Source organism: Actinophytocola sp. (assembly GCF_049647105.1).
GTDB lineage: Bacteria > Actinomycetota > Actinomycetes > Mycobacteriales > Pseudonocardiaceae > Actinophytocola.
On the sequence record NZ_JBARWZ010000098.1, the window covers coordinates 1 to 26,661 of the forward strand.

General features: G+C 67.3%; 14 protein-coding genes. 10 read left to right on the forward strand and 4 right to left on the reverse strand.

Going from position 1 to position 26,661, the window contains the following annotated elements:
- Positions 1-176 precede the first annotated feature (176 nt).
- The 8 genes from WBA97_RS12035 to WBA97_RS12070 all read left to right on the forward strand — a co-directional run bounded on the left by WBA97_RS12035 (position 177) and on the right by WBA97_RS12070 (position 11,490).
- Entirely contained in the window at positions 177-950 is a 774-nt protein-coding gene (locus WBA97_RS12035) for a DUF3558 domain-containing protein (RefSeq protein WP_424230842.1), read from the forward strand.
- A 38-nt stretch (positions 951-988) separates the two neighbouring features.
- Positions 989-1,564: a DUF3558 domain-containing protein gene (locus WBA97_RS12040; RefSeq protein WP_424230843.1), complete on the forward strand. Its 576-nt coding sequence runs from the start codon at positions 989-991 to the stop codon at positions 1,562-1,564.
- A 56-nt stretch (positions 1,565-1,620) separates the two neighbouring features.
- Entirely contained in the window at positions 1,621-2,274 is a 654-nt protein-coding gene (locus WBA97_RS12045) for a DUF3558 domain-containing protein (protein ID WP_424230844.1), read from the forward strand.
- Positions 2,271-2,495 carry a helix-turn-helix domain-containing protein gene (locus WBA97_RS12050; RefSeq protein WP_424230845.1) on the forward strand — a complete coding sequence of 75 codons (225 nt, stop codon included), beginning with the start codon at positions 2,271-2,273 and terminating at the stop codon, positions 2,493-2,495. Before WBA97_RS12045 ends, WBA97_RS12050 begins: the two co-directional genes overlap by 4 nt.
- A gap of 154 nt (positions 2,496-2,649) precedes the next feature.
- A complete protein-coding gene (locus WBA97_RS12055; RefSeq protein ID WP_424230846.1) occupies positions 2,650-4,530 on the forward strand; it encodes a hypothetical protein in 1,881 nt (626 codons plus the stop codon).
- A 710-nt stretch (positions 4,531-5,240) separates the two neighbouring features.
- Positions 5,241-6,488 (forward strand): MFS transporter, encoded by a 1,248-nt coding sequence (locus WBA97_RS12060; RefSeq protein WP_424230847.1) that lies wholly within the window; start codon positions 5,241-5,243, stop codon positions 6,486-6,488.
- A gap of 533 nt (positions 6,489-7,021) precedes the next feature.
- Positions 7,022-8,326 (forward strand): diguanylate cyclase, encoded by a 1,305-nt coding sequence (locus WBA97_RS12065; RefSeq protein ID WP_424230848.1) that lies wholly within the window; start codon positions 7,022-7,024, stop codon positions 8,324-8,326.
- Positions 8,327-9,189: 863 nt separating this feature from the next.
- Positions 9,190-11,490: a helix-turn-helix domain-containing protein gene (locus WBA97_RS12070; protein WP_424230849.1), complete on the forward strand. Its 2,301-nt coding sequence runs from the start codon at positions 9,190-9,192 to the stop codon at positions 11,488-11,490.
- Between the two features lie 1,329 nt (positions 11,491-12,819).
- Here the strand turns inward: WBA97_RS12070 and WBA97_RS12075 are convergent.
- The 3 genes from WBA97_RS12075 to mobF all read right to left on the reverse strand — a co-directional run bounded on the left by WBA97_RS12075 (position 12,820) and on the right by mobF (position 18,903).
- Positions 12,820-14,220 carry a competence protein CoiA gene (locus WBA97_RS12075; protein ID WP_424230850.1) on the reverse strand — a complete coding sequence of 467 codons (1,401 nt, stop codon included), beginning with the start codon at positions 14,218-14,220 and terminating at the stop codon, positions 12,820-12,822.
- On the reverse strand, positions 14,220-14,408 hold the full coding sequence (locus WBA97_RS12080; RefSeq protein WP_424230851.1) for a hypothetical protein: 189 nt from the start codon (positions 14,406-14,408) through the stop codon (positions 14,220-14,222). The genes WBA97_RS12075 and WBA97_RS12080 overlap by 1 nt, the downstream gene beginning before the upstream one ends.
- 667 nt (positions 14,409-15,075) lie before the next feature.
- Complete coding sequence (mobF, locus tag WBA97_RS12085) at positions 15,076-18,903, reverse strand: MobF family relaxase (protein ID WP_424230852.1); 3,828 nt, start codon at positions 18,901-18,903, stop codon at positions 15,076-15,078.
- 430 nt (positions 18,904-19,333) lie between these two features.
- On the opposite strand from mobF, the gene WBA97_RS12090 reads away from it, so the two are divergent.
- The gene (locus tag WBA97_RS12090) at positions 19,334-24,112 is read left to right on the forward strand and encodes a hypothetical protein (protein WP_424230853.1); all 4,779 of its coding nucleotides are present in this window, start codon (positions 19,334-19,336) and stop codon (positions 24,110-24,112) included.
- Positions 24,113-24,114: 2 nt separating this feature from the next.
- Positions 24,115-24,738, forward strand: a complete 624-nt coding sequence (locus WBA97_RS12095; protein ID WP_424230854.1) for a hypothetical protein — start codon at positions 24,115-24,117, stop codon at positions 24,736-24,738.
- Between the two features lie 380 nt (positions 24,739-25,118).
- Here the strand turns inward: WBA97_RS12095 and WBA97_RS12100 are convergent, their stop codons facing one another.
- A complete protein-coding gene (locus WBA97_RS12100) occupies positions 25,119-26,642 on the reverse strand; it encodes a hypothetical protein (protein ID WP_424230855.1) in 1,524 nt (507 codons plus the stop codon).
- Positions 26,643-26,661 lie beyond the last annotated feature (19 nt).

A 26,661-nucleotide genomic window follows, 5' to 3' on the forward strand; every position in this document is an offset into this window, starting at 1 on the left:
CCAAGAAATCCAACGGGGGCAGGGAAACCAGCGACGGCTACCCGGTCATCCCCCGTGACTGGCTTCCGGAACATGCGGACCGTCGCCCACACCACCATGCGAAGGACGAACTTCCAGTGCAGAAAGAAACTCGCCCGCAACGGAGCACTCACCGGCGAAGGAAAGCCTGTGTCCTGATGCTCGCCGCACTGACAGTGGCCGTCACGGCGGCCTGCGCGGCGCGCACTGGCGATCAGGAGCGTCAGGACGATCAGCGGACTGACGTCGCAGCTTACGACTCGCGTTTCGCGGACATTCTGCCGCCGCGGCCCGGGGAGCTGGACCTGACCGGTGTGGATCCCTGCGCGGACCTGCTCACCGAGCCACAGCTCCGAGAGCTGCGCTACGACCTCGGCTACGCCCGCCCGCCGCTGCCCGACCACAGCGACATCCACGGTGGCGACGACTGCACGTTCTCCTCCACCGGCGGCGCGGGCGGCGTTGACCGCAACTTCGGCACCCTGGTCGGTATCTCCACCACCGAAGGCGCACTGACCTGGGTCACCGACCCGCACCGGGCACCAGACACCCGGCCCGACGTCGTCACCGTCGAAAAGTACTCCGCGATCGTCCTGCCGCACCCCAAGTTGCCCGACGACTGTCTCGTCGTGGTCGACACCGCCGAAGGCCAGTACCTCGAAGTAGCCGTCAGCCCAGCCGTGGGTGAGGACGACAGTGCCGACCCGTACTGCCAGGAAGCCGCCCGGGTCGCAGGTATGGCGATCCAGACCATCTCAGCAGCCCGCCGAGCAGACCCGCCAGGCAATCACCCCCACGACTCGGGGTTCGCGGACACCCTGCCGCCACGGCCCGGCCAGTACAAGCCCGCGACCAAGACGCTCAGCGAACGACACACACCGACCGCAGAACACTGCGCGACCGGCACCGTCGACGCAGGGAGGTCCGAGTGAACATCCGCCACCTCCTGGCCGTCGTCTGCACACTGGCCGTGCTCACCGGCTGCGCTGTCCGCAGCAACATCGGTCCCGCCGCCACCGACACCCGCAAGCCGGACCCATCCGCCGCCGACACATCCGAGCCGCTGCTCCCCCCACGCTCCCGCGAGTTGGACCTGTCCGGGGTGGATCCCTGCACCGACCTGCTCACCGACAAACAGCTCCGCGGACTGGACTACGACCTCGGCTACGCACGTCCGCCGATGCCCGGCCGCAGCTTGGTTCACGGTGGCCCGACGTGCACGTTCTCGTCCAGCGAGCTGGCCGGCGGCCAGGGCACCGACCGGAACATGCTCACCCTCGTCGGGATCTCCACCACCGCCAGCGCGTCATCCGCCGCAGCCGGTACCGAGAACCCCGACGTCGTGACCATTCACGGATTCTCCGCACTAGTGCTTACGAATCCCATGCTTCATTACGCCTGCCTGGTTGTGGTTGACACGGCCGACGGCCAGTACCTCGACGTGTCCTCCAGCCCGGTCAAACCGGCAGGAACAGAAAAGGCGGAACCGTACTGTCACGAAGCCAGGGTTGTCGCTCGCATGGCCCTCGAGACGATCGCGTCATGACGATCTCGGTAGCCCGCCCAGCACGACTCCCGGTACGCGGACACGGTAGATCCCGAGTGAGCATCCGCCACCTCCTAGTCGTCTGCGCGCTGGTTGTGCTCACCGGCTGCGCAGTCAGCAACACGGGTGATCCCGCCACCGACGGACCCCACTCGTCCGACTCGTCCGACTCGCGGTTCGCGGATCTGCTCCCCCCACGCACCCGCGAGCTGGACCTGTCCGGTGTCGATCCCTGCACCGACCTGCTCACCATCCAGCAGCTCCGGGAACTGCGCTACGACCTCGGCTACGCCCGCCCGCCGCTAGCCGACCACAGCGACATCCACGGGGGCGTCGACTGCACGTTCTCCTCCACCGGCAGCGCGGGCGGCGTCGGCCGCAACCTCCGCGTCCTGGTCGGTATCTCCACCACCGAAGGCGCACTGACCTGGGTCACCGACCCCAACCGGACACCGGAGACCCGGCCCGACGTCGTCACCGTCGACCGGTACTCCGCGCTCGTCCTGCCACACCCGCTGCTGCCCGACAACTGTCTCATCGTGGTCGACACCGCCGAAGGCCAATACCTCGAAGTGTGGGTCAGCCCTGCCTTGGGTGAGGACGAAAGTGTCGACCCGTACTGCGCGGAAGCCGCCCGTGTCGCAGGTATGGCGATCCAGACCATCTCGACAACCCTCCCAGCAGACCCGACAAGAGGACCGGCCGGATGACCGCCCAGAACATGGTGACCGACAAAGCCTTCGCGGACATCCTGGGGCAGGAACTGAAGCAGGCCCGCGAATCCAGAGGACTCACCAAGGCGCAAGTCTTCGAGCATATGCCCTCCGGCATTGGCATCTGGGCATTGATGGCCCATGAAAACGGCAGGCGCTATCCGACCGTGGTGCGGTTCGTCGAGATCTGCCACGTTCTCGACGTCGCCGCCGAGTAACGTCGTACCGGCACAGGTTGTGGCACGAGACGGCCCCGCAGATGCACGGCGCCGCGCATTCGACGGCCACTTCTCGCCGGGTGCTGGCCGCCCCCGGAGCAGCGCCTCGCCAGAGGCGGTGGGGCAGCGGGTCCGGTCGTGACAAGCTCGTCGGGTGTTCGATGACATGACCGCCGAGGAGCAGGCGTTGGTCGACGCCACATCTGCTGGGCGGGTGCTGACCTGCGGTGACGGCACGAAGATCCGTGCGGAGTTGATCCGGGAGCTGCTGCTCGGCCGGCGCGGTGAGCCGGATCCCCGCGGTGTCCGCCTCGCGGGCGCCCACGTGGTTGGCACACTGGACCTGGCGCACGTCACCGCGGTGGTGGGTTTGAGCCTGGTCGATTGCGTGGTGACGAACCGGGTGGTGCTCACTGCGGCCACGCTGCCCTGGCTGGTGTTGCAAGGGAGCCGGCTCGATGGTGGTGTTCGCGCGTCCGTTCTCCGTGTCAGCGGCGACGTCGACCTCAGCCGATCGACCATCACCTGCTCGGTCGACGAGGGCGCGGTACGGCTGCGCGACGCGCACCTGGGCGGCATCGTCCTGGATGACGCGGACGTGCGCGGTGGTCCCGGCCCGGCGCTCTCCGCCGATCGGCTGACGGTGAACAGCATCATGCGCCTGTCCAGGACCCGGCTGACCGGCCGTGGTGAGCAGGGTGCGATCCGCATGCACGGTGCGCACATCGCCGGCGAGCTGGACCTGCGGCACGCGACGGTCCACAACGACACCGGCCCGGCCATCAACACCACGAACGTCACCGTCGACACCAACCTGCTGCTGTCCGGGGCCGAGGTGTCGGGCCGCGGCGCCCGAGGCGCTGTCCGCTTGTCCGGCCTGCGCGCCGGTGGGCTGCTCGTTCTCGACGGCGCGGACCTGCGCAACCCGTCCGGTCCCGGTGTCCGCGCCGACGGCGCGCACGTTGGCGGCGAGCTGACCATGCGCAACACGCGGGTATCGGGAGAAGGGGCACTCGGCGCGGTCTTTCTCCGTGTCGCCCGCGTCGCCTACGACCTCCAGCTGGTCGACGCGGTCGTGCGCAATGACTCCGGCCCCGCCCTGTACGCCAACGGCCTCCACGTCGAGGACACCGTCGTCCTGGAGCGGAGCCAGGTGTCCGGTGGCGGTGACGGCGGCGCGATCCGCCTGCGCGGCGCGCAGGCCGGCGGGCTGCGCTGCGTCGACAGCAGAGTCCGTGCCGCGCGGGGGCCCGCGGTGGTCGCCGATCAACTCCAGGCCAGGGGGTCGGTGTCGGTCGAACGCACGCGACTGATCTGCGCCAGCGCGTACGCCGCGGTCACCCTGGCCTCGGCGCGGGTCGGCCAGCAGCTCTCCGTGCTCGACACGACGATCGTCAACCCGTCCGGGTCGCTGCTCGACGTCACGGACTTCGCCTACGGCACCCTCACCGGCATGGACTGGCGGGGCTGGCTGCACCTGATCCGCGACCACACCCCGGCGTACCGGCCGTCGCCGTACCAGCAGCTCGCCGCCGTCGAACGGGCCGCCGGCCACGACGGCAACGCCAGGGACATCCTGATCGCCCAGCAGCACGACCGACGCCGCCGCGCGCCTGCCGCGTTCGGCAGCCCGCTCACCCGGTGGTTCCACTGGCTGTGGGGCGCGCTCGCCGGCTACGGCTACCGGGCCCGCCGGACCGCGCTGGCGCTGCTGGTCGCCCTGGCGGCGGCGAGCGGCGTGAGCCTCCTGGCCGGCCACGTCACCACCGAACCCGGCCGACACGCCGCAGCACACACCACCACCGCCACCACCACCCCGGGCGCGCCCTGCTCCACCATCGAACTCATCGGCCTCGGACTCGACCGCGGCCTCCCACTCGGACCAACCGGCCTCCGCACCCGCTGCGACCTCGACACCGACACCACCGCCGGCCAGGTATTCACCGCATTGCTGTGGCTGGTCCAGGCCGCCGTCTGGGGACTGGCCACCCTCGCCCTCGCCGGCTACACGGGCCTGATCCGCAAGAGCAGCTAGTCGTGCCTTGTTAGGCGCTGTTGAGCTGGGGCTTCTTTGTGGGGGTTTGAGTCGGGCCGGGTTGTCGGCAGGTGTGGCAGAAGCCCGTCCGCGGCGAACTCCTCGATCACCGGCCGAACCCGAGCCATCTCCTCCGGAAGCATCAGCGGACTGGTATGCCCGGCTGTTGGTGGTCCTGCGTGGGCAAACACAGTGGGCATCGATTGGGGCGCGCTGGGACCGCTCTTGGTCTCTCGAAACGTCGCTCCCGACGAGCGGGGGCTGAGCGCCGAGATCCAACTTCGGTGAGTACCAGTTGCCAGTCGGCGGCTGCCGCAGACCGCGATTGAGCCGTGACCGAGTCGTTGCCGCCCGCACGCTTCAGTCGATGGTCGACCTGGCCGCCCACCTGATCCATCGGGTGAGGGTGTTCCCCGAACCCGGCGTGACCTGCGAATACGGCGACGTGGCGTGCCGCAGACCCAGTCCGGACGACGAACGTGTGGACGTACCGCATCACGCCCGACCGGGTCGCTGGCCGCGGCAGGTGCTGGTGTCGCAACCAGCGATAGGCGCAGTCGTCTGTCGACTCCTGGACACGCTCTCACCCCTTGCGGTCACCATGTGGCATCGTGTGACATCGATCTGGCAGACCGTTGGTCGGTCGGCTGTGCGCAGAGTTTGCGGGGCGATCGGGGCGCAGCGCTTCCGGGGGCGGGGAGGTGAGAACGATGACGCGTGCCAACAGACGGGTCACGTTTCTCGAAGTGCTGTCCAACCGGGAGTTCGCCGGGCTGTGGATCGCGTGGGCTCTGTCGGTGCTGGGAGACCAGTTCGCGCGGGTCGCGTTGAGCTTGCTCGTCTTCGACCGTACCGGCTCGCCCGCACTGACCGCGGCGACCTACGCCATCTCGTTCATCCCCGACCTGGTCGGGGGCCCGTTCTTGGCCGGACTTGCCGACCGTTTCCCCCGTCGTCAGGTCATGATCGTCACCGACGTGGCCCGTGGCCTGCTCGTCGCCGTCATGGCGATCTCCGGGCTACCGATCGCGGTACTGCTAGTCCTGCTGTTCGCGGTCCAGCTGCTGGCGGCGCCGTTCACCGCAGCCCGCATCGCGATGACCGAAACCATCACCGAAGACTCCAGGTTCACCGTCGGGTCCGCCCTGATGGATACGACCTACCAGGTCGCGCTCGTCGCCGGATTTCCCTTGGGGGCGGTCGTGGTGACCCTTGTCGGGACATCGGGTGCCCTGGTCGCAGACGCCGCCACCTTCCTCGCATCCGCCGTCCTGCTGCGCATGTGCGTGCGCGACCGGCCGCCAACCACGTCCTCGGACGGCAAGCGGAACAGCGCCTGGTCTGCCATCCGGGGAGGCCTCAAGCTGCTGCGCGGCAGTCCGAAACATCAGGCGTTGCTCGCACTGGCCTGCCTTGCCGGGTTCTACGTCGCACCAGAGGGCCTCGTCGTTCCCTACGCCGACCAGCTTGGCGTAGGTCCCATCGCTGTCGGCCTGCTCCTCGCGGCCAATCCCGTCGGGACAGCCATCGGCATGGTCGTGCTCGCACGCGTCGTGCCCAACGATGCCACTCGGGCTCGATGGCTGGGGGCGCTCGCGATCGTCACCTGCGCAATGCTGCTGCCCATGGTCCTGGTGCCAGGAATCGCCATCTCGCTGGTGCTGTGGACATTGGTCGGGTTCTTTTCCGCGCACGACACGACCACCAAGGTCGAGTACGTCAAGGCCACACCCGACGATCAAAAAGGACAGCTGATCGGGCTGGCTGTAGCCGCGATGCGCGGCGCGCAAGGTATCGGCGTCCTTCTCGCCGGTGTCCTCGCGCAGTTCCTGGACCCCGCTCGTGTGATCGCCTTGATGGCCGTCATCGGGGTCGCGGTGGCTGTGGTGGCGGCGAGGGCGTGGCGGCGCGCGTCCGCAATACCCCCGCCGCCAGGTCCCCTATCCAGCGATCATTAACGGTGGGCACCCCAGTGGTTGTCCCGCCAGTGATTGTCCTCACGGAAGCCACGCCAGTGGTTGTCGCGGCTAGTGCCGGACCAGTGGTTGTCACGCCAGTGGTTGTCACGCATGGGGGTCACACCTCTCCGTGTCCTCCTGGGGACATGTGCTCAAATTCAGGGCTCGGGCCAGGACCCATTACTCATTGTCGCTGGTGAACGGCGTTATCCTGCGGTTCGCAACAAATCAGCTACTGACGGTGACAGCCGATGGGCTCGATCAGCCGAAGTCGTCGACAGTATCCCTCATATTGGGCCATACGGGTGAACAAGGCCAGTATGGCGAGCTTCTTTTCGCGTCGGGATGACCACTTGTGAGTGATTGATTACGCTCAAGGGTCGGCAGTCGAGGAGGCGAACATGGGGGATGCGTCGGCGACGGGATGGCGTCGCCGGACCTCTGGATGTGTCCGGTTAGTCATGGCCCCGGGCCGGTGGATGCGGCGCTGGCGCGTGTGGATGTTGCCGCGTCGCGTCCTGGCACTTGTCCTCGTGGTCCACCTGCTGACTCTTGGCAGTGTTCTGGGCTCGGCGTGGGCGTTCCCGCTGCACGCCGGGCATTGGACAGTCGCGGCGATTCTCGCCGTGGCAGGGGTGCTACATCTGGAGATGGCACGCGGCATCGAGCGGCTCCGGGCGAGGGAAGCCGGCCAGGGGCCATACCATGACCTGAAGACCGTATGGAATGTCGCTGCGTTGCTCTTGCTGCCGCCGCTGTTGGCCACCGTCGTCATCGTCGCCACCCACACCTACGGCTACCTGCGCATCCACCGAGACGACAATAACCCGCACCGATGGGTCTACTCATGTGCGACCGTCGTACTCGCCTCCCAGATCGGTGCCCTGATCCTCACCGCGGGGGTGGACACGTTCCCTGGGTTCCCATCGCCGGACCTCACTGACTGGTTGATTGTCACCGCTGCCACGTTCGTTCGATGGCTGGTGAACTACCTCCTTGTGATCATCGTCGCCGGCCTTATGCGGCCCGAGATGACCTTCAAAGATGCCTTCGTCCAACTCAGCGAACAAGGATCCGAGGCAGCGGCTACCTGCCTCGCGATCGGCGCGGCGATGAGCATCGCCTTCGGATACTACCCGGTCCTGCTAGGTGTCTACGTCATCATCGCCGTGCTGCAGCAGACCTCCTTCTATCACCGCTGGAAACGAGAACGGCCATTCGACCCAGCCACTGCTGTTTACACCCGAACCGCCTTCATCGAGATCGCCCGATCCATACTCGACCGGGCGAATTTCCGCGGCGGTGACCAGGTCGGCTGCCTCCTCCTGGATCTCGACCGCTTCAAGAAGATCAACGATACCCACGGACACCACGTGGGTGACCAAGCACTGGTTCAGCTCGCCAAAGCCATCAAGCACGAGATCCGCGAGGACAAGGATCTGGCCGCACGCTGGGGAGGAGAGGAATTCGTCGTCCTCGTCCCCGAAGTAACCCATGCCCAGTTGTGTGAAGTCGCAGAACGGATCCGCCACCGCGTCAGCATCACGCAGGTCGTGTACACCGTTACGGACGAAGATACCGGTAACGCAGCTACACGCAACGTTGAAATGACCGTCTCCATCGGCGCTGCGATGGGACCCAACCCTGACAACGCCACCGGCCGTGAAGGACTTCTGGAAATCATTAACGAGGCCGACAAGCTGATGTACTCGGCCAAGAACAGTGGGCGAAACAGGGTGTGCTCGACACTTCCCCCACACCCGACCGATACGTCCGATCCTATCCAGCCGTCCGTACAATCAGCAGTCGCCGAAGAGGCCTCGAGATACCTTCAATAGGGATCACTTGGCGCACCTGGAGATCCCAATTGGTTGATCATGAAGGCGTGAGGTGAGCTGCCGCCCTGGATCGTGCCCGCCGACAATGATGCCGCGGTCGAGTACCGACCCCCGAGAAGACGACATGGCCGCGGGCCCTGTCAAGTTGGCGGGGCCGCGGCGGGATTTGACCGCGGAATCGGGCTTCGCTGACACAGGAGGTTCACTGCAAGGTCGGCGGCCGGCAGCGGTTCGCCAAGCAGACACAACTCCCTGGGCGGGACGTGGTGTCTGGGCCGCCGGAAGCGGATACGACGGTGGACACGACGCCTGTCGCGAAGCCAGTGCGATGGAGTTCGAGACTGACGAGTACGTCGACGATCCGCCAGGCCGACCTGTTCTTGATCGGCCGGTGTAGCGCTGCGTGGCGGGACGTCGACGGCTCCATCTCCGACCCCCGTTCCACCGTCCGGCCGAACACACTCTGCGTAACGGCCCCGAAGTAGCTCGTTGAACGTTGATCTGTTCGGGTGACTCACACAAAAATTGGCCAGCATGGGTAGCGGTGACTCTGCGCAACCATGTACTTGTTATCGTCACGCGAAACCCCAGGTAAAGGTGACGGAAAGTGACAAGACGTGTCGATCGCGCTCGGGGGGCGTGATGATCGTTTGCTCGGCGGTCATGACACAACCGCAAGGCGAGTTCCGGGAAGTGGCGACACACGGTGACCACGCATCAACAATGACGTACGCGAGAGGGCCCTGCAGGACCGTTAGCCTCGTGCACCGCGCAGTGAACGTGGGCTCGGATGTCGGGGCGATTATGCGCGGCAGAGTGTTCGGCGGGCACGGTTTGGCCGGACGCGGGCAGGCGAGGCCCTGATGGCTCAAGGGACCAGAGAAGGCGATCGCCGGAACACGCCGTTCGGCGACGCGTTGCGCTACTGGCGGAAGCAGCGGGGCTTGTCACAGCGGGCGCTCGCGCCGAAGATCGAGACGGACCATTCACGGCTATCCCGGATCGAGACCGGCCAGATCGAGGCGAGCCGTGATGAAGTCACGCGAGCCGACCGAATTCTACGGACCGGCGGGGCGTTGGTCGCGGCGTATCAGCGTCAACGTGGGGGGCGCCCCCGCCCGCGCGAGCTCCCGGCTGCTCCCGGGTGGCTGGGCGGACGCGATACGCAGTTAGACGCGCTGGACAAGGCGCTGGCAGGCCGCAACTGCGATGCGCCCCTGCTGGTCGTGATCGACGGACCGGCGGGAGCGGGCAAGACCGCGCTGGCGTTGCGGTGGGCGCACCGCAACGCGCACGAATTCCCTGACGGGCAGATCTACGCCGACCTGAAGGCATTCGCACCCGAAGGACAGCAGATTGACCTGGCGACCGTGTTGTTCGGGTTCTGCCGTGCCCTGGGTGCGTCCGCCGAGGAGATCCCCGACACCCTGAACGACCGTGCATCGTTGTGGCGCTCGCTGATGGCGGGCACCCGTCGCCTGGTCATGCTCGACAACGTCGCTACCGCGGACGACGTGCGTCTCCTGATGCCGGGCGCGGCCGAATGCACGGTGGTGGTGACCAGCCGCCGCGTGCTGTCCGCTCTCGCTGTCACCCACGAAGCACACCGTGTGCCGGTCGGCCCGCTCGAGCCCGACCACTCCGCGAGTCTCATGACCCACTTCATCGGCGAGCGAGCTCTCGGTGAGTTCGCGGCGGTCGCTGAGCTGACTCGCCTGTGTGGACACCTGCCCTTGGCACTGCGGGTCGCGGCTGAACTGGCGGTCGTTCATCCTGCGAGGTCGCTCGCCGATCTTGCTGACGAAATCGGCGCTGAGCGCCTTGAGGCATTGGAAGCCGACGAGTCGACCGCACCTCGCGCAGTCTTCTCCTGGACCTACCGGGACCTGCCGGACGACGCCGCCAGGGTGTTCCGGCTGCTGGGGCTGCAGCGCGGGCGGCGCATCAGTATCCCCGCGATCGCCGCACTCGCGGGGATCAGCGTGCGGCAGGCCCGCTCCGCAGTGCGGCAACTGCGGGCAGTGCACATGCTCGACACCACGTCTAATGACGCCGCCGAGGTAGTCGGTGTGCATGACCTGCTCCACGCCTACGCCATGGAGTTGGTCGAAGCCGCCGAGACACCTGCCGCCCGGGACGCGGCCCGCCATCGCCTGGTCCTGTGGACCTTGCACACTGTGCGTGCCGCTGGCCAGGCCCTCGCTCCAGACGGGACCACGAACCTCGACCTGCCTGACCTGCCCACCGGGCTGGAGCCGTTGACATTCGCCGACCCGGAGATCGCACTATCCTGGTGTGACCGCGAACGAGAGAACCTGCTGGCCGTCAGCAACCTCGCGGCCACCCATGGACCGCCGGGGGCGACATGGCGGCTCGCGATTGCCATGTGGGACTGGCTCTCGATCCGCCGGCCATGGGATCTCTGGCGAGACACTCACCTACTTGGTATCCGCGCCGCGAGCGCCGAACACGACAGCCACGGCGAGGCATGGGTCACCGGCCACTGGGCCGAAGCGCTGCGCCGCCAAGGGCATCTCGACGAAGCCCGCGAACTCAGCGATCGTGTTCTCGAATTCCAGCGCCGCGGAGGCGACAACCACAAGAAGGTCTGGGCCGTGGTCGTCGCCGCGAACATCGCTCTCGACCAAGGTGACCTCGAACGCGCCCACGACCTCGTCGATCAGGTCCTGCGGCATGATCGCGACGAACAGGTCGTTGCCGACAGAGACGCCAATGCCAGCATCCATGTCGTCGCCGCCCGAACCCTGTCTGCCCGCGGCGAACACGACGCCGCACTGACCTATCTGGACCGCGCTGACGACCTTCTCCCGCACGGGAAAGCCGCCCGCCGCCACCACCTGCTGCCCGCACGCGCAGCCGTCCACCTCGCTCGGGGCGACTACACCGCCGCTTTAGAGGCACTCGACCGCGCAGCCGATGGCCACGCGGCCGTCCAGGACTTGTGCTCGGAAGCCGAAGCGCGCACACGCTGCGGCAATCTGCGCGCCGAGCTCCCGGAAGGGGATCCGGACCGTAAACCGGTACCCGACTGGGCACGTGCCCGAGATCTCATGACCCAGCTTGGCGAACATTGCGCCCTGCTCGACGACAAGATCCTTCGCCATCTGGCATCCGCCCAGCAGGACGAACCCCGAGCCTGCTGACTCTCTCCACGCAGGCCGACACCTGCGAACGGGGCCGTTCCCTGCTCCAATGGAATAGCCCCGTTCCTTGCGCAAGTGAGGATCGCGTGTTGGCAACATCGTGCAACACGCCGCAACATCAGCACAGAGGGTCCGCGAAAGGTGCGCTCTTCCTGCGGTGCAGTGTATCCAGACGTCCTGACCTTGGATTGCGGTTTCGCGCAGCACACTCCGTGGTGTTTGGTAATCACGGGTCCATGGTGGACAGTGTGAATCGTGCTCGACGATCCTCCAGGGCTCGGATCGGATGTCGGGCATCGTCATCGGATCGGGGTCGGCGCGCAGACCCCTGTTTCCGGGGGGAACCCGGTGGCGGCCAGCGACTGCTCCGGTCACACCGGATCCCGGTGTCGGAACGCTGGGGTGGACAGTCGCGGCATGAAGCGGTGCTCAGCGGGGCCTCTCCAAGGGAGGAGAGAGGTCCCGCTGAGCACCCAAGTCGGACAACCCTGTCGGTGTCCAGCTGATCGACTGTGTAGCGAACCCAAGGAACTGCAGATCCTCGTCGGTCAGCCGGCTCCGATCGCCGACATACTGGCGCATCTCGTGGACGCGGTCGAGGACCTCGTTGCGACGCTTCTCGCCGGGCTCTGGCGCTGGAGAACCATGTAGCCGGTGTGCAGTGCTTCCAGAGCTGGAATCACAGCCATCAAGCAGGCTCGATCACTGGCGTGGGGATCCGTACGGGCCATGATCAGGTAGTCGTAGAAAGTGCGGTGCTTCCCACGTAGCTCACGCCACCGCGAAGGCAGCATCGCCAGATCGACTCTGGCGGGGCCGAGGGGGATCAGGCTGGAGTGCGTCTCGCTGATCATGCACTCGGGTTGGGCTCAGTGGCGTTGAAGGCAGCTTGAACCTCGACTGCGGGCCCGAACACCTGCCCGACGCGACAGACCGGATACCGATATCGCTGCCACCGTCACCCATGCCACCTGCTGGCGTCGGGCAGGGCCACCCGCGCCGAAGACTTGGAGGCGACGGGATGCCTTCCCTGCAGCTGTGGGCGCAGACTGCGGCTCAGCGCCGGCGAGAACCTGCTTCGACGCCAACCCCGACGCGCGTTCCGCTCGGGTGGGCGATGTCCCCATCGAACCGGTCGCGGCAATCCTCACAGCCAAGCGACATTTCGGTGAACTATTCCCAGTCTCAGCGCTAGAGAGCCCATAGGTAGTCGTCGATGTGCAGCCGCTCGACGATCCTGAGCACCCGCCATTCAGATGCATGGGGGTCAGGAACACCGTTCGGGACAGTCCCGTCCGTAAGAGTAAGCGGTGGCTGCGTCGTCCATATCTACAGGAGCGACAGTTGTTCTTCTTCGGGGAGATCGAAGTAGATGACTCGATCGGAGGTGATCTTTCCGGTGTTGGTGAAGAGGGCGGCTTCGCGGGCGTTGCGGGCAAAGATGGTGATGTGGCGGGAGAGTCGGTGTAGTGAGGCCGGGCTGGGACGTAGCACGCCGCGGATCTCACGACTGTCACGTACAACGACGCCGTAGGCGTCGGCCGGGGTGGTCTTGGTCGAGTCGAACTCGACATGGATGGCTCCTTGTTGCCGCAAGTGATCGATTACTTTGGCTCGGAACTGGTCAAACTGTGCTGCGGACACCGGCTTCCACCATGCCTGAGCGGCAACGTATTCCTCGCGTTCGCGGCGGAGTCGTTCTTGTTCTGCGGCTTCGGCGAGTTCCCGTTGTCGGCGTTCGTCTGCTTCCTGTTGCCGTTGCCGTTCCTCGCGCTCGATCGCCCACTGTCGCTCCTGTTCTTCGCGCAGCGCGGCCAGCCGCACGCGTTCGGCCTCCCGGGCGATCTCGCGTTGGCGTTCCTCTTCCTGTCGCCGATCTTCGGTTTCCTGTTTGCGCTGCTGTTCGGCGCGCTGTTCTTGTTCTGCTTGTTGTTGTCTCCAGATGTCTTGTCGTTGTCGCATGGTTTCGTGACGGGCTTCCGCGTCGAGGCTGCGTTGGCTGGTCCAGACCGCTGCGCGACGTCGGTACCCGCGGTCGAGGTTGGACCAGATACGCCGGTATCGACTTCCGACCGTCCGAAAGAGGGCCTGCCCGCGAAGAGCGCGGGTGACGAACTCGGACAGGAGCAGATCCTCGTAGGCGTTCCAGCGGCCACGGGCGTAATTGAAGGTGGCAACTCCGTCTGCCACCGTCAACTCTGTCCCCTGGCCGGCATCGGCGACCCGGACGGCGGGCACAACATCGATCCAGGGGACTCGGCCGCTGGTACTGACCCAGCACACGTCGACATCGTCATTCCAGTAGCGCTCGGTTCGGGCGCTGATGTCGTCGTCGGTGATCGGGGAGAGCTGAGCTTCCCATGCGAATTGATCGCCTTCATGGAGGTTGCGGGCGAGGACGTCAGCGCGCCATGTGCCGTCCGGGCCGGTGACCTCAAGCTGTGCGTCCCAGCCGGCAGCACGGACCGCGGTGGCCAGGGCGAGCTTGAGCAGGTGGTGGTCGAGCGACTCATTGAGCCAGGCACAGTCATCGGGTCGACCGGGGTCGTGAGCGAAGTAGCGCAGTTTTCTGCTGGAGACCTTGGCGTGGACGCCATGGCCGCACTCGGGGCAGGTCAACGCGATCCGAGGGCGGGTCTTGTGCACGGCGTTCCAGTCCAGGCCGCACCCTAGGTCCGACGCGGTTGCGTCAATCCGGCCGACGACAGGATGAATCGCCGAGAACGCCACTATGCGTCCCTGTGTTGCAGGTGGTTGCCGTCGGGGTGCTGGTTGATCCAGGACAAACCACCGAGGTCGAGTTGGTGCTGGGCGCGGGTGACCGCCACGTAGGCAAGACGGGCATCCTCGGGCTCGATCTCGCAGCGAAGCGCCGCGGCCGCAGCCTCCTGTTCAGGTGTGGGACGACGTGACCGCATCCTGCTTCCTCCTCGCAACATCGGGCAAGAACACGATCACACAGGGATACGACAATTCGATAGGTGGACCAGCTGGATTCACTGAAGCCGTACCAGCGGCTCGAGGTTCTCGCTGACGACCTCGGGGTCCAAAGCCGGCACGACTAGCTGCACAAGGAACGCTGCGGCAGCAGCGGCTGCGCCACACGGCGCGGTGAATCCCCAGACCGCCAAGCCAATTAGGCTATATGCATACAGGCATGCCTGTATGCATATAGCTGTCGCTACGCCAACCACTCGAGGGAGTACGCAACAGACGCTTCCCTCCCCCGCATGAAGTCTGGGAATGTTGAGTTGGTCCCGCCTCGCATCCGGGCCGTCCGGTGGGCGTAGCTTTCAGATCCCCTCTGGATGTCCTCGGTAGACCGGATCAGTCGAGCACCCGGGCCCAGCCAGCTTGAATCACCGGGTGCTGGACAGCACCCGGGTGGTCTTCCGCCTGGACCCCACCGGCGACGAAACAATGTCGACGGTCATCGCTTGATCCACTCAAGCCGGCGACGCAATGGGGAACCCCGTGACGCGCCGGGTCAGTTGGGTCGACCGGCTCGGGACGAGTGCTGGCGAACTCGCCTCTACCAGGTAGCGGGATGCGGCGATCCACTCGGAAGTTGGCCGCGTAGCTGACTCATGGCCCGAGATCGATGTCCGGCCCCGCGCCGAGCCCGGTGTCGACCTCGACGTCCGAGTCGAGATTCGGATCGGTGCGCCGCGCGTCCGGTCCGTGACTCATGCGAGCCTTGAGTGTGTCAAGCTGGCTTCGGACGCGGTTGATGCGTATTTCCTGGCTGTCGTGGTCGACAATGGACTCCGGCAGCGCATGCTGAGCGAGGTAACGGGCCACCCACTCTCGCGCCCGGCCCTGCTCACCCTGGTCGCACGGTGGCAGTGCCTCGGCGATGTCGTCGGTGATGTGCCAGCGTTCGCGGTACGCGGCGACGTGTCCGGCGCGGCGGATCCACACCTCGCGGACGGCCGGATCGTCCGACACGTCGCCCAGCCCGGTCGCCCACGGAGGTCGTAGATCGACAGCGCGCTCGCCGAGGTGCTGCACTCGGTCGGCGATGCGGTGTGCTCGGTGTCTGAGCCAGTCTGCGAGTTCGGCGTACTCCCGGTCGGTGTCGTTCGAGTCGGAGGTGGGTGGGCTCATGACCCAGCCGGGCAGGAGATTGGGGCGGTCGGCGCCGGCCTGGGGATAGGGCAAGTCGTCGATGAGGCGGTAGTGGAGCACCTTGGCCGCGGAGCGGGCTGGGTTGCTGGGGTCGGAGCTGAACGCGCGTTCGTCGGCGCGGTCGCGCAGAAGGTTGACGGGATCGACGCCTGTGGCGGCGATTCTGTGGAGCATGGCGCGTAGAGCAGGCCAGGCGTCGTCGGCGAGCACGTCCTCAGCGTCGACTTCGCCGCTTGGGTCGGGGAAGGCGTAGCGAATCCACCGTTCGGCGTATTCGACGGCGAGTGGGCCGCAGTGAACGTCGAGTCCGTAATCGTACTCCGGCACGATCGTGGAGAGGGTGTCGAATTCGGTGAGCGCTTTGCGGAGGGTCTCGGTCGCGGACGGTTCGGCGCCTTCGCGGGCGAGGATGGCGCCCAGGGCGCGTACGGCTGGGGTGGCTTCGCGGTAGCGGTAGAACAGGTCGCCGGGCAGGATCGTGGGTTCGTCGGGGTGGAGCACGGTTTCGGAGTCGAGGTAGGCGTAGTTGCCGTGGACGCCGCGGGAGAGGGCGACGAGGGCGGCTTCGCGGGTGGCTGCGGTGGTGAGGAAGGCGCGGGCGGTGTCGACGGTCATGCCCTGGCTGCGGTGGACTGTGGCGGCATACCCGAGTTCGACCCACTCGGCCACGTACCAGGCAGGCAGGGTGCGCCGGCCGCGGTGTTGGACGTGGTGGACGGTGAGCCGGCCGTCGGCGTGGCGTTTCTCGACTTCCCACAGGTCGCCGTTCTTGACGTAGTCCCGGCCGCCGAGCACGGTGAGTTGGCGGCGGTTCTTGCGGGTGACGATCCGATCGCCGACCCCGGCGTGCGTACCGTCGTGCAGGTCGACTCCACCGAGTTCAGCTGCGCCGGTGGCGCGACGCTCGGACTGCGCGCGGGCGGAGAGTTCGCGGGCGACGTCGGTCGAGTCGGACATCATGATCGACGTGCGCCCGGCGGCGACGTCGGCTTTCCAGTCCGCGTAGAGCCGGTCCAAGGCGACCGCGCGGACACCGCCGACCAGGCGGCCATTGTCGGCGTAGAACTGCAACGCCTGCTTGTCACCCACCCGGAATTGCAGGACGGCGGCGGCTTCGGCGGGATCGGCGAAGCGGCGGACGTCGGTCAGCTCGACCCCGCCGGTGTCGTGGTAGATCAACCGCAGCGCGCCACCTGCTTCGACGGCGGAGAGCTGACGATGGTCACCGAGCAGGCGGACGACCGCGCCGTGTTCGGCGGCGATGGCGCGGACGCCGTCCAGGGAGCGGGTGTCGGCCATGCCGGCTTCGTCGATCAGGAGCATGTCGCCGGGCTGGATGTCGAGGTCAACGCCGAGGGTGTGGGCGAGCAGCAGGCTGTGGATGGTGTTGGCGCGGACGCCGAGCTCGTCACCGAGGACGCTCGCGGCGACGGCAGACGGGGCGAAGCCCAGCACGCGGCCGCCGGTGGACTGCCATGCCTCGCGGACCGCTCGCATCGCGGTGCTCTTGCCGGTGCCGGGTGGTCCGATGCCGACGGCGAGGAACAGGCCGCTGGAGACGAAGTGCTCGACGAGCGCACGTTGGCCGGGGTTGAGCCGGACCTTCTTGCGGCTGGTGGTCTCGAACCGGCGGATCGCGAGGTCATGCGCGAACCGGGTCACCACGGGGCCGACCATCGTGTGCGCGGCGTCGACCAGGCGTCGTTCGGCGGCGAGTATCTGTTCGCTCGTGTAGCGCTGGGAGCCATGCCGGATGAACACCGACTCCCCATCCGGCCGCTGGAGCAGGCTCGGCGCGGGCTCGACCTCGACGTCGAGCAGCACGGAGTCGCGGTCGAGCGCGAGCTGGGCGACCGTCTCCACCGCGGCCATCCGCTCCTCGGCGCCGGCGAAGTCGACTGGCCGTAGCTGGCGGTGGGCCTCGGCCCGGATGTGGAAGACGTTCCAGGTCGCCCGGTTGGCCGACACCACGTCGACCACCGCGGCGGCTACGCGCTCGGGGTCGTACTCGACAGACGTGGTCTGCCGGTGCAGACACTCGGCGATGACGTCGGGGATGGAGGCGCCGGGGAGCAGGTCGTGGGCGTGGCGGGTCCAGTCGGCGATCTGGTCGGCCAGGGTACGAAGCGCGGACTTGGTCGGGCGGGTAGCGAGCGTGGCCTGCTGCGCGAGCTGGATCTGCACCGTGCGCGGTGGGGTGTGGCCATGGCGGCGGACGTAGTCGCGGACCAGCTCGTCGAAGCTGGCCTCGACCTGAGTACGGCGGCGGCTGAACCCGCGGATCCACTCCCCCGGCATACCCGCGATCTCCCGAACCGGACGCTTACCGGCCCCCTTCGACACCTCGACAAAGTCCGCGCCGAAACGGTCGACAATTCCCTGTTCGATCGCGGAATTGTAGACTTCGCTCATACTGACGGCAGCGGCATGCAATTGTTTGCTGTCCAGCGTGCGCCATCGACCGTCCTCCCCCATCACCCGATTCGCCACGGTCACGTGGGTGTGCAAATCCGGGTCACCCGCACGCGAATCACGATGCACAAACGCGACCGCGACAAAGCCGTGCGACGGGACTTGAGCGATACCACCCGCGCCCATTCTGGTGAACGCTGCGACCTGTTCGCCGTAGGCCAGCGCGCGATGCCAGGCGGCCTCGTGGATCTCCTCCACCGCAGTCCGGATCTCATGGCCACCCAGCGCCCACAACAGCGACACGGACTTGACCGGCGAGAAGACCAGGTCGAACCCAGCTACGGCGTGCCGGGCGCGGCCCAACTCGTCGGCTATGTACTTCTTGACGTCTTCGGGAGCGATGACCTCGCCCGGCCGCCGATCGGCAAGCAGCGCCTGCGCGATCCCTTCCTTGAGCCGCCGACGCTCCTGCACAGTCGGCCGACGGTGGTGCTCGCGCTCGAACTGCCCGTACGCTGCGGCCGCCTTCTTGACCAGGGGGATCTCGTTGTCGTACTGCGCGAACCGGCGCCCCAGCCGGGCCTGCGCACGGGCCTTCTCGAACGACATGCCACCGGCGACCCGCCCGGCGATGAACGCGTTCGCGTCCGGCCGCAGTCCTTCACCGAACAGGGCGAGCATCTGCTCTTCGGAGACGGTCCCGGCCACGTCGAGATCGGCGATCCCGGACCCGGCCCACTGGCCGGGCGGGTTGCCTTCAACGGTGTAGTACGCGACGAGAGGATCGTGGGCGGAGCGCTGCACATCCCCACTGGCCACCTGACGCGTCAGGTACTGATAGCCATCCCCGGCGTGCAGCACGTGACACGTCATGGTCACCGTGCGGGCCTGTGGCCCCTTCCCCCCAGGACACCAAGTCTACGCGACATCGCGAGTGAATTTGCTTCCGCTACCGGTACCGTCCCGAATTCGATTGTCCCGGGTTCTCTTCCGTGTGAACGGTGCAGTGACGGCGTCCCGAGCTGGCGAAGCGAATCCCTCGGCTCTTTTTGGCGCTGAGCTACTGACGGAGGTCATACCCCACGGAGGACCATCCCGGCGTTGAAAGCGGGCCTGCCGGTGAGGTTCAGTCCTCCAGCCAGCCGCGCGTCAACGGTTCCGGAGTTGAGCGCGATCGGTACTTCCCCTTTGAACGTCGACACCCTGGGTCACCGGTGACGCAGTGGTGACGTCGTGGTCGCGGCACCGTGACGCGCGGCTGCAACCCTCGTGCCACCAGCACATCCGGGGGGATCAGCGCCGCATGACGCCACCCGTCAAGATCCGTACGTCGCGCCCGGCGAAGGCGGTGTCGCCCGCACCGGACGTCGCGACACTCACCGACGTGCGCGGCCCGCAGGGCGGTACGGCGATGGAGTCCGGTCCGGCCGCTGTGGTGGCGGCACGGGCGCAGGCGGGCAACGCGGCGGTGACGGCCGCGATGGGTGGCCTGCCGCGCGGTGCGAAGCCCGACGCGTCCGGGTGGGCCGGGCAGATGCTGCTGGCCGGGCAGGACCTGGTCGGCAACCAGGCCGTGGCGGCCCAGGCCACCGCGGCGCCGGAGCAGCGGCAGCAACCGGCGAAGCAGCAGCCGCCGAAGCCCGTGCAGAAGGCCAAGGCGCCACCCGCGCCGGCGCCCGGCAAGAAGGACACGGGTGAGGTCTCGGCACGCGGCGACAAGGAGACGAAGGAGGATGCGGCCGGCCCTCGGTCGCCGGGCGCGGACCCGAAGTTCCAGGCGTTGAAGAAGGACGTCGGGGCCAAGAAGCGCCGCGTCGGCACGAGCCACCCGCCTGCGGCGACGGAGGCGGACGCGGCGCAGGGCGCGGCGGCGGCGCCCGACGACGACCAGGAGGCCCGCGGCAAGGCGGCCCACGCCGAGGACATGGACGCCGCGCAGCCGAAGGAGTTCGACAAGGCGTCGTTCATCGCCGCGGTGGAGAAGGCGATCAAGGACCGGGCCCCGAAGAACCTCGACGAGGCCGACAACTTCGGCGACTCGGGCAAGGCGGAGGAGGTCAAGACCGAGGTCCAGGACAAGGTCGGCGAGGGCAAGGACGCCGCGGCCTGCGAGATCGCGGACACCACCGCCGCGACGCCGCAGCCGGCGCCGGATGCCAAGGCGGTCGTGCCGCTGGCGGCCGACAAGGTGCCGGGTAAGCCGGGTGCCCCGAACCCGACCCAGGCCGCGCCCGACGTGCTGCCGCCGTCGGCGACGGACATGTCGGCGGGCCCGAAGAAGGTCGACGACCAGATGGCGGCCGCGGGCGTCACCGAGGAGCAGCTGTCGTTCAAGAAGTCGAAGGAGAAGTCCTTCGACAAGGCCGTGGGCGACAAGAAGGAGCTGGAGGCCCACTCGGAGGCCGCGCCCAAGGAGCTGCGTGCCGGTGAGTCCCGCGAACTGAAGAAGGTCAAGGGCGCCGCCGCGCAGAACGGCACGGCGGCGATGGGCGGCATGCACGCCACCCGCGTGAACTGCGGCAAGCAGGTCACCACGGGCAAGGAGGGCACGAAGGGCCGCGACGAGGACAGGCGAACCCAGGTCACCGCGCTGCTGCAGAAGGTCTTCGACGACACCAAGTGCGACGTCGAGAAGATCCTGTCCGACCTGGACAAGAAGGTCGACGACCAGTTCACCAAGGGGGAGAAACGGGCACGGGACCGGTTCACCGACGAGCACACCCGCGGCATGGACGAGTACAAGGACCGCCGGTACTCGGGGCTTACCGGCAAGGCCCGGTGGGTCAAGGACCTGTTCGCGGACCTGCCGGAGGAGGCCAACCGGATCTACGAACGCGCCCGCGACAACTACCTGACCGCGATGCGCCAGGTCATCTCCGACGTCGCCGACACCGTCGTCGGTGAGCTGAAGAAGGCCAAGGACCGCATCGCCAAGGGCCGCAAGGAGCTCAAGGACGCGGTCGACAGACTCCCCAAGGACCTCAAGGCCATCGGCAAGGATGCGGCCGCCGACTTCGAGGGCCAGTTCGACTCACTGCAGGACTCGGTCAACGACAAGGGCACCCAGCTCGTCGACACGCTAGCCACCAGGTACACGGATGCGGTCAAGGCCGTCGACGAGGAGATCGCGGCGGAGAAGGAGAAGAACAAGGGCCTGGTCTCCAAGGCCGCGGCCGCGATCGGCGGCGTCATCAACACGATCAAGGAACTGGGCCGCCTGCTGATGGGCGTGCTCCGCAAGGCCGCCTCGGCGGTCGGCCTGATCCTGCGCGACCCGATCGGCTTCCTCGGCAGGCTCGTCTCCGGCGTCGGCGGCGGCCTGCGGCTGTTCATGAAGGACGCAGGCCGCTACCTGCAGCAGGGTGTGCTGGCCTGGCTGCTGGGCTCGGGCGTCGGCGGTGGCCTCCAACTGCCCGCCACGTTCGACATCCTCGGCATCCTGGTGATGATCGCCGGGCTGCTCGGCCTGAACTGGCCCGCGATCCGCGCCCGCCTGTCCCGCAAGGTCTCCCCGAAGACCATGGCCGCGGCGGAGACCGGCAAGGACGCCATCCCGATCGTCGTCGAGGTGAAGAAACGCGGCGTGGCCGGCATGTGGCCGGACCTGAGGTCGCGGGTCGGCGACCTGAAGAAGGACCTGATCGGCAAGCTGGTCCAGTACCTGTTGCCGACGATCATCATCGCGGGGGTCACCTGGATCGTGTCGCTGTTCAACCCGGCCTCGGCGTTCATCCGCGCCTGCAAGATGATCATCGACATCGTCCGCTTCATCGTGACGCAGGCACGCCAGATCATCGAGTTCGTCAACGCGGTCCTGGACGCGGTGATCGCCATCGCCCGCGGCGCCGCGAACGTCGCGGTACTCGTCGTCCAGGCCCTCGCCCGCTCGATCCCGGTGCTGATCGGCGCACTGGCCGCGCTCCTCGGCATCGGCGGCATCGGCGGCCGGGTCAAGCAGATCTTCCACCAGATCGCACGACCAGTGAAGCGCGCCATCGACTGGGTCATCGACAAGATCGGTGGCCTGCTGAAGAAACTGGGCGTCAAGCTCAAGCCCAAGGCGAAGCCGAAGAAGAAGCGCCCGGACAAGCCGCGCCGTCCCGCCCGGGACCGGGCACGCAGGCGGCGCCGCCGCGACGACGACCGGCGCGGGCCGAGGAAGAGGGGCCCGGACCGCCGCAGGGACCGCCGCCGCGACAAACGCGACGACAAGCGTGACAAGCGCGACGCGCGCGACAAGAAAAAGAAGAAGCGCTCCCTGGACGCTGCGCTGCGCGAGGCCACCCGCCTGCTGAAGGACAACGAGGCGACGCCGGAGAGCATCAAGCGCAAGCTCCCCGCCATCAAACGGCGGCACAAGCTCAAGTCGATCCAGCTGAAGAAGATCGGCAAGGACTCCTACGCGATCCGGCTCTCCATCAACCCGGAGGCGGAGACCCGGCCGGAGGAGCTGTTCCCCTACGAGATCGCCAGGGCCAAGGGCGAGTTCACCATCAGCAGGCGCGAAGGCGCCTTCGAACAGCTCAGCCCGCACCACATCCCGATGGAAGGGCTCGACCGCCGGACCGGCTTCGTCATCACCATCGCGGCCATCCCCGACGAGGTGACCAAGAAGCCGGACATGGCCACGCGGTACCTCACCGCGGGCTGGGAGGGCGGCACCAAGGACATCGCGGCGGCACGGACCGCGGTCGTCATCGGTGTCAACGGGCTCGAACACCTGGACCCGGCGAAGGGCAAGGAAGAGATCAGCACTGCCGTCGGGGACGTGAAGAAGACGCCTGAGCTCCTCCTGGCCGTGTTCGGGTTCGTCTGGACACCGAGGTGGGTCAAACGCGGCACGCAGGACACGGTCCCCTTCTCCGAGGTCCGCTCGGCCTACAACGACCTGCAGGACGCGGACCTGCGGAAGTTCGCCGAGAACAACGAGAAGGGCCTGCGGGACAAGAAGGCGCTGCCGTACGGCCTCTTCCGCCAGGAGGTGCTCAACTCGTCCTACACCGACCAGGCGGTGAGCGTGCTCAAGGACATGAACGACGCGGTGTACATCGTGGGCCAGGACGCCGACACAGAGGTCGCCGCCAAGAACGCGATGGGTGTGCTCGCCGCGTACAAGAAGGTGCTCGACGAGATGGCGGAGGACCCGCTGCTCGTCGTCGGCGGCTACCACTTCGCCGGGTACGAGTGGAAAGGGCAGGGAGCCAAGCGCAAGGAACAGCTGACCGTCCAGTTCAACGAGATCGACCGGGCCGCCCGGGTTGCGATCAACGAGAAGTACCCGCAGATGCTCTACCCGACCGAGCCCAACATGCTGATCAAGGCGTTCGAGAACCGCGCTGGCCGCCTGCGCGGCATCTTCCAGGACACCAGGGCCAGGGCGCTGATGGCGGCACAGGGCGAGATCTACGGCATCGGCGCCGCCGAGGGCCGCTTCCTGCGCAACCGGCTGATGGAGGTCTTCGGCCCCGACTTCAAGATCGTCTTCGTGCCGGAGGTGAGCACGGTGACGAGCCCGGCACCCGGCGACGTCGCGCGCCGCCTGGAACAGACCCCCGCCCACGTCCGCGCCGCGCAACGAGGCAAGGAGCTCACCCCCGACGCCGCGGGCAAGCCCGAGGAGACCGACACCATCCGCCGCGCACACAGCGCCTACGCGATGATCATGCAGTCGCAGACCATGCTCAGCGCTGTTAACCTCGCCAGGGAGTTCACCATGGCCACGCCGGGACTGGCCGGGCTGTCCAGGAGCGGGCAGGAGAAGTTCAGGGGCGATCTCCAGGACAAGATCTTCGTCCACGTCGAGGACGTCGTGCTGCTGATGGCGGACAAACCGAAGCTGACCGCGAGCAGCCCCGAGATCCAAGCTCTGCTGGGCAGGCTCGGCGACGGCGTCCGTACCATGGCGCTCGAGCTGCCTGAGCGAGGAAGAGAACAGGCACAAGAGGCGCTCGCCGCGGCGAACGAGTTGGCCAAGGAGATCATCGACGCAATGACGGCCGACGAACTCAAGAAAGTCTGGCGCCCACTGAGCAGTCTGCTGAAGACGATCGACCGCGAACGGCGCAGGCGCGAAAGAGGGTAGTGGTGAGCATCGAAGACCTTCGCGCGGCGGCGTCGCGGGACGACTACCCCTCGATGGCACGCCTGGCGCGGGCGCTGTACGAGACCGGACTCGGTCCCCGCGAGGTGCTGCGCGAGTGCTACGGCGTCGAGCTTCCCGACGAGTTCTTCCTGCTGCACGAGGTCGACCCCGAGCTCATGTTCCACTTCACCAACCAGCCGGCGAAGCTGGCCGTGTCGCTCGACCGCGGCGGTCCGCCGGAGGCAAGCCCGATGAGCAAGAACGAGCGGGACGTCTTCGTCCGCGATCCTGACCTCCTGCCGGTTGTGCTGTGCGTCAACAACTACGCCGGCTTCGGCGGCAAGTTCCTCTGCTATCGCCTCAGTGAGCTCGGGGCGGGTAGGCCGACCGTCTTCGTGGTCGAGTACTACCCGACGGCGGGCAGCCCGGTCACGCGCGCCGGGGACTCGCTGCTCGCGGGCCTGCACGCGCACCACACCGCGCACCTCGCCTGGCTCGAGAAGGAAGAACGCGCCACGGCGAGCCACAGCGGCGGCGGCACGGTGACCGAGGAGTCACTCACGGTAGCGCAGGAGTTCCTCCTGGAGATCGAAGACCTGCGACGGCGGCTCAGCCGACCTCACTGACAGTAGTTTGGATGCCGGAAACGGGCGGATGCGGTCGACGTTCTGCGCGAGGCCATCGACACCGCGCTGCCGCCACTTCAGCTCGTAGACGAGGACCATTAGAGCAAGCTGCCATGCTGAGCACCCTCGCGCGTTTCACCTCGCCGATACTGGACGACCTTGCCCGCCCATGGCCACGGCGGAGCCGGACGGGTTGGTCGCCGTGGCTCTCCGCCGCCTTCGTCGGGCGTTCAACCACTGCAGGGAGCCCGGGCGAACAGCTGCACGAACAGGGAGTGACGTCGATGGACACGAACAGCGTGGGCTCGTCTGGGAAGTTACCGCAGATCATGTCGGCGATTCGTACAGACTCCGTCGTTTTGGACTTCGTACCGGTCCGCTCAGCGCCCCTTCCGACGTTCATCTTGCCTTGCTCGGCTGACGGCGTAGCGCTGCCAGTGAGCGCTGGCAGCTGCGGCGATGTTCTCGGCCGAGGTCTGCTGGTAACCGAGCATGCTCGCGATGACCGAGGCGGGTGCTTCCTGGAGCATGTGCCGGATCGCGGCGGTGCGGCTGTTGAGGATGGGGACGCCGAGAGTGTGCATGCGCAGCCGCAGGGAACCAGGGTGGATGGGCTGGTCGGCGCGGCGCCCGGGGAACAGCCACGCGCTGGCTGGGTTGGTGGCGGTGGTGCGATTCGGTCGGTCGGCGAGGTGGTCGGTGAGCACGTGGTCGAACGGCGAGGGGATGGGGACGGCCGGCTCGCCGAGGCGCAGCAGGACCTGCCCGTTGTTAATCACGACGTCGGCGATGGTGAGGCGCACGATCCGGGACAGGGGTTGGGCGTAGAGCAGGATCAGCAGCGCGACGAGCCGGTCGACTAGGTCGATGGTGTGGTCATCGTGGATCCGGCGGATGAGGGCGAGCCGCTGCTGCTGGTCCAGCGGCGTTGCGACTGTTTGCGGAACGGGCGGTAGGCGCAGCTTGTGGCTTCGGCGGCGGCAGATCCAGGTCAGGAACGGGCGCAGCATCTGTTGTTCAGTTCGGGTGGCTTTGGCGTGCCAGTGGTCGAGTTCGGCCTGGTTGAGGTCGTCGAGAACGAGTCGGCGGGCGGTCAGCTCGGCGAGGAAGGTGGCGGCTTGGCGTAGCTGACCGCGGCTGTTGATGTTGCGGTATGGCCCGATCGGCGCGGTCTCGGCGACGGCACGGAGGTGCCGCACGGTGTGCCAGGTGGCGAAGCGTCGGAGGATCTTGCGGTGCTCCTGGTCGGGGATCGTGTCGAGCCATTGGTTGAGCCATTGTTCGAACAGGAGCAGGAACCGATCGACGGGCGGGAGCACTCCGCTGCTGATCAGCAGGTCACGGATGTAGATCACGGATCGCCACGGGATGAGCGTGGCCAGTCCGTCGTGTGTGAGGGGAACGTCGCCGTGGGCCAGGGCGCGCAGGATCGGTGGGACGTGGGGTTTATTCAGCCAGACGATGCCGCTGCGCGGGCGGGGCATCGCGCAGAGCTTGTCCCGCAGCCGCACCAACTCGGGCCGAACACGCCCGGTTCCATCGTCGAGGGCCTCGTCGAGTCGGTCGGCCAGCACGCACCTGCCGCAGGTGTCGCGTTTCTCGAGCCAGCCTTCCTGGCCGCAGCGGCGGCAACGGAAGTTCGTGGCCAGTCCGGCGCAATCGGCGCATGCCGGCGTGCCGTGTTCGGTCAGGCCGGGCAGGAGCCGGTCGACGCCGCAGCCGGGGCAGCGGCCGTAGGTCTCGCACGCTTTCGCGTGGCATCCAGAGCAGATGTAGCCCTCCGGCCAGCGCCTCGTGGCAGCGACCACGGTGCCGCGCCAGCGCCGTTGATGCCCGTCCGGGCGGCTCCGGCGCAACCAGACCGGGCGTCGGCAACGGGCACAGAACAGCTGCTCGTCGGTCAACTCGTTCCTGTGTTCGCTC

What these genes read in the sequence shown, in the direction of transcription:
- WBA97_RS12035 (WP_424230842.1), top strand. Translation starts at nt 177, where the DNA reads ATGCTCGCCGCACTGACAGTGGCCGTCACGGCGGCCTGCGCGGCGCGC.
- WBA97_RS12080 (WP_424230851.1), bottom strand. Translation starts at nt 14,408, where the DNA reads ATGCGGTCACGTCGTCCCACACCTGAACAGGAGGCTGCGGCCGCGGCG.
- WBA97_RS12050 (WP_424230845.1), top strand. Translation starts at nt 2,271, where the DNA reads ATGACCGCCCAGAACATGGTGACCGACAAAGCCTTCGCGGACATCCTG.
- WBA97_RS12090 (WP_424230853.1), top strand. Translation starts at nt 19,334, where the DNA reads ATGACGCCACCCGTCAAGATCCGTACGTCGCGCCCGGCGAAGGCGGTG.
- WBA97_RS12060 (WP_424230847.1), top strand. Translation starts at nt 5,241, where the DNA reads ATGACGCGTGCCAACAGACGGGTCACGTTTCTCGAAGTGCTGTCCAAC.
- mobF (WP_424230852.1), bottom strand. Translation starts at nt 18,903, where the DNA reads ATGACGTGTCACGTGCTGCACGCCGGGGATGGCTATCAGTACCTGACG.
- WBA97_RS12070 (WP_424230849.1), top strand. Translation starts at nt 9,190, where the DNA reads ATGGCTCAAGGGACCAGAGAAGGCGATCGCCGGAACACGCCGTTCGGC.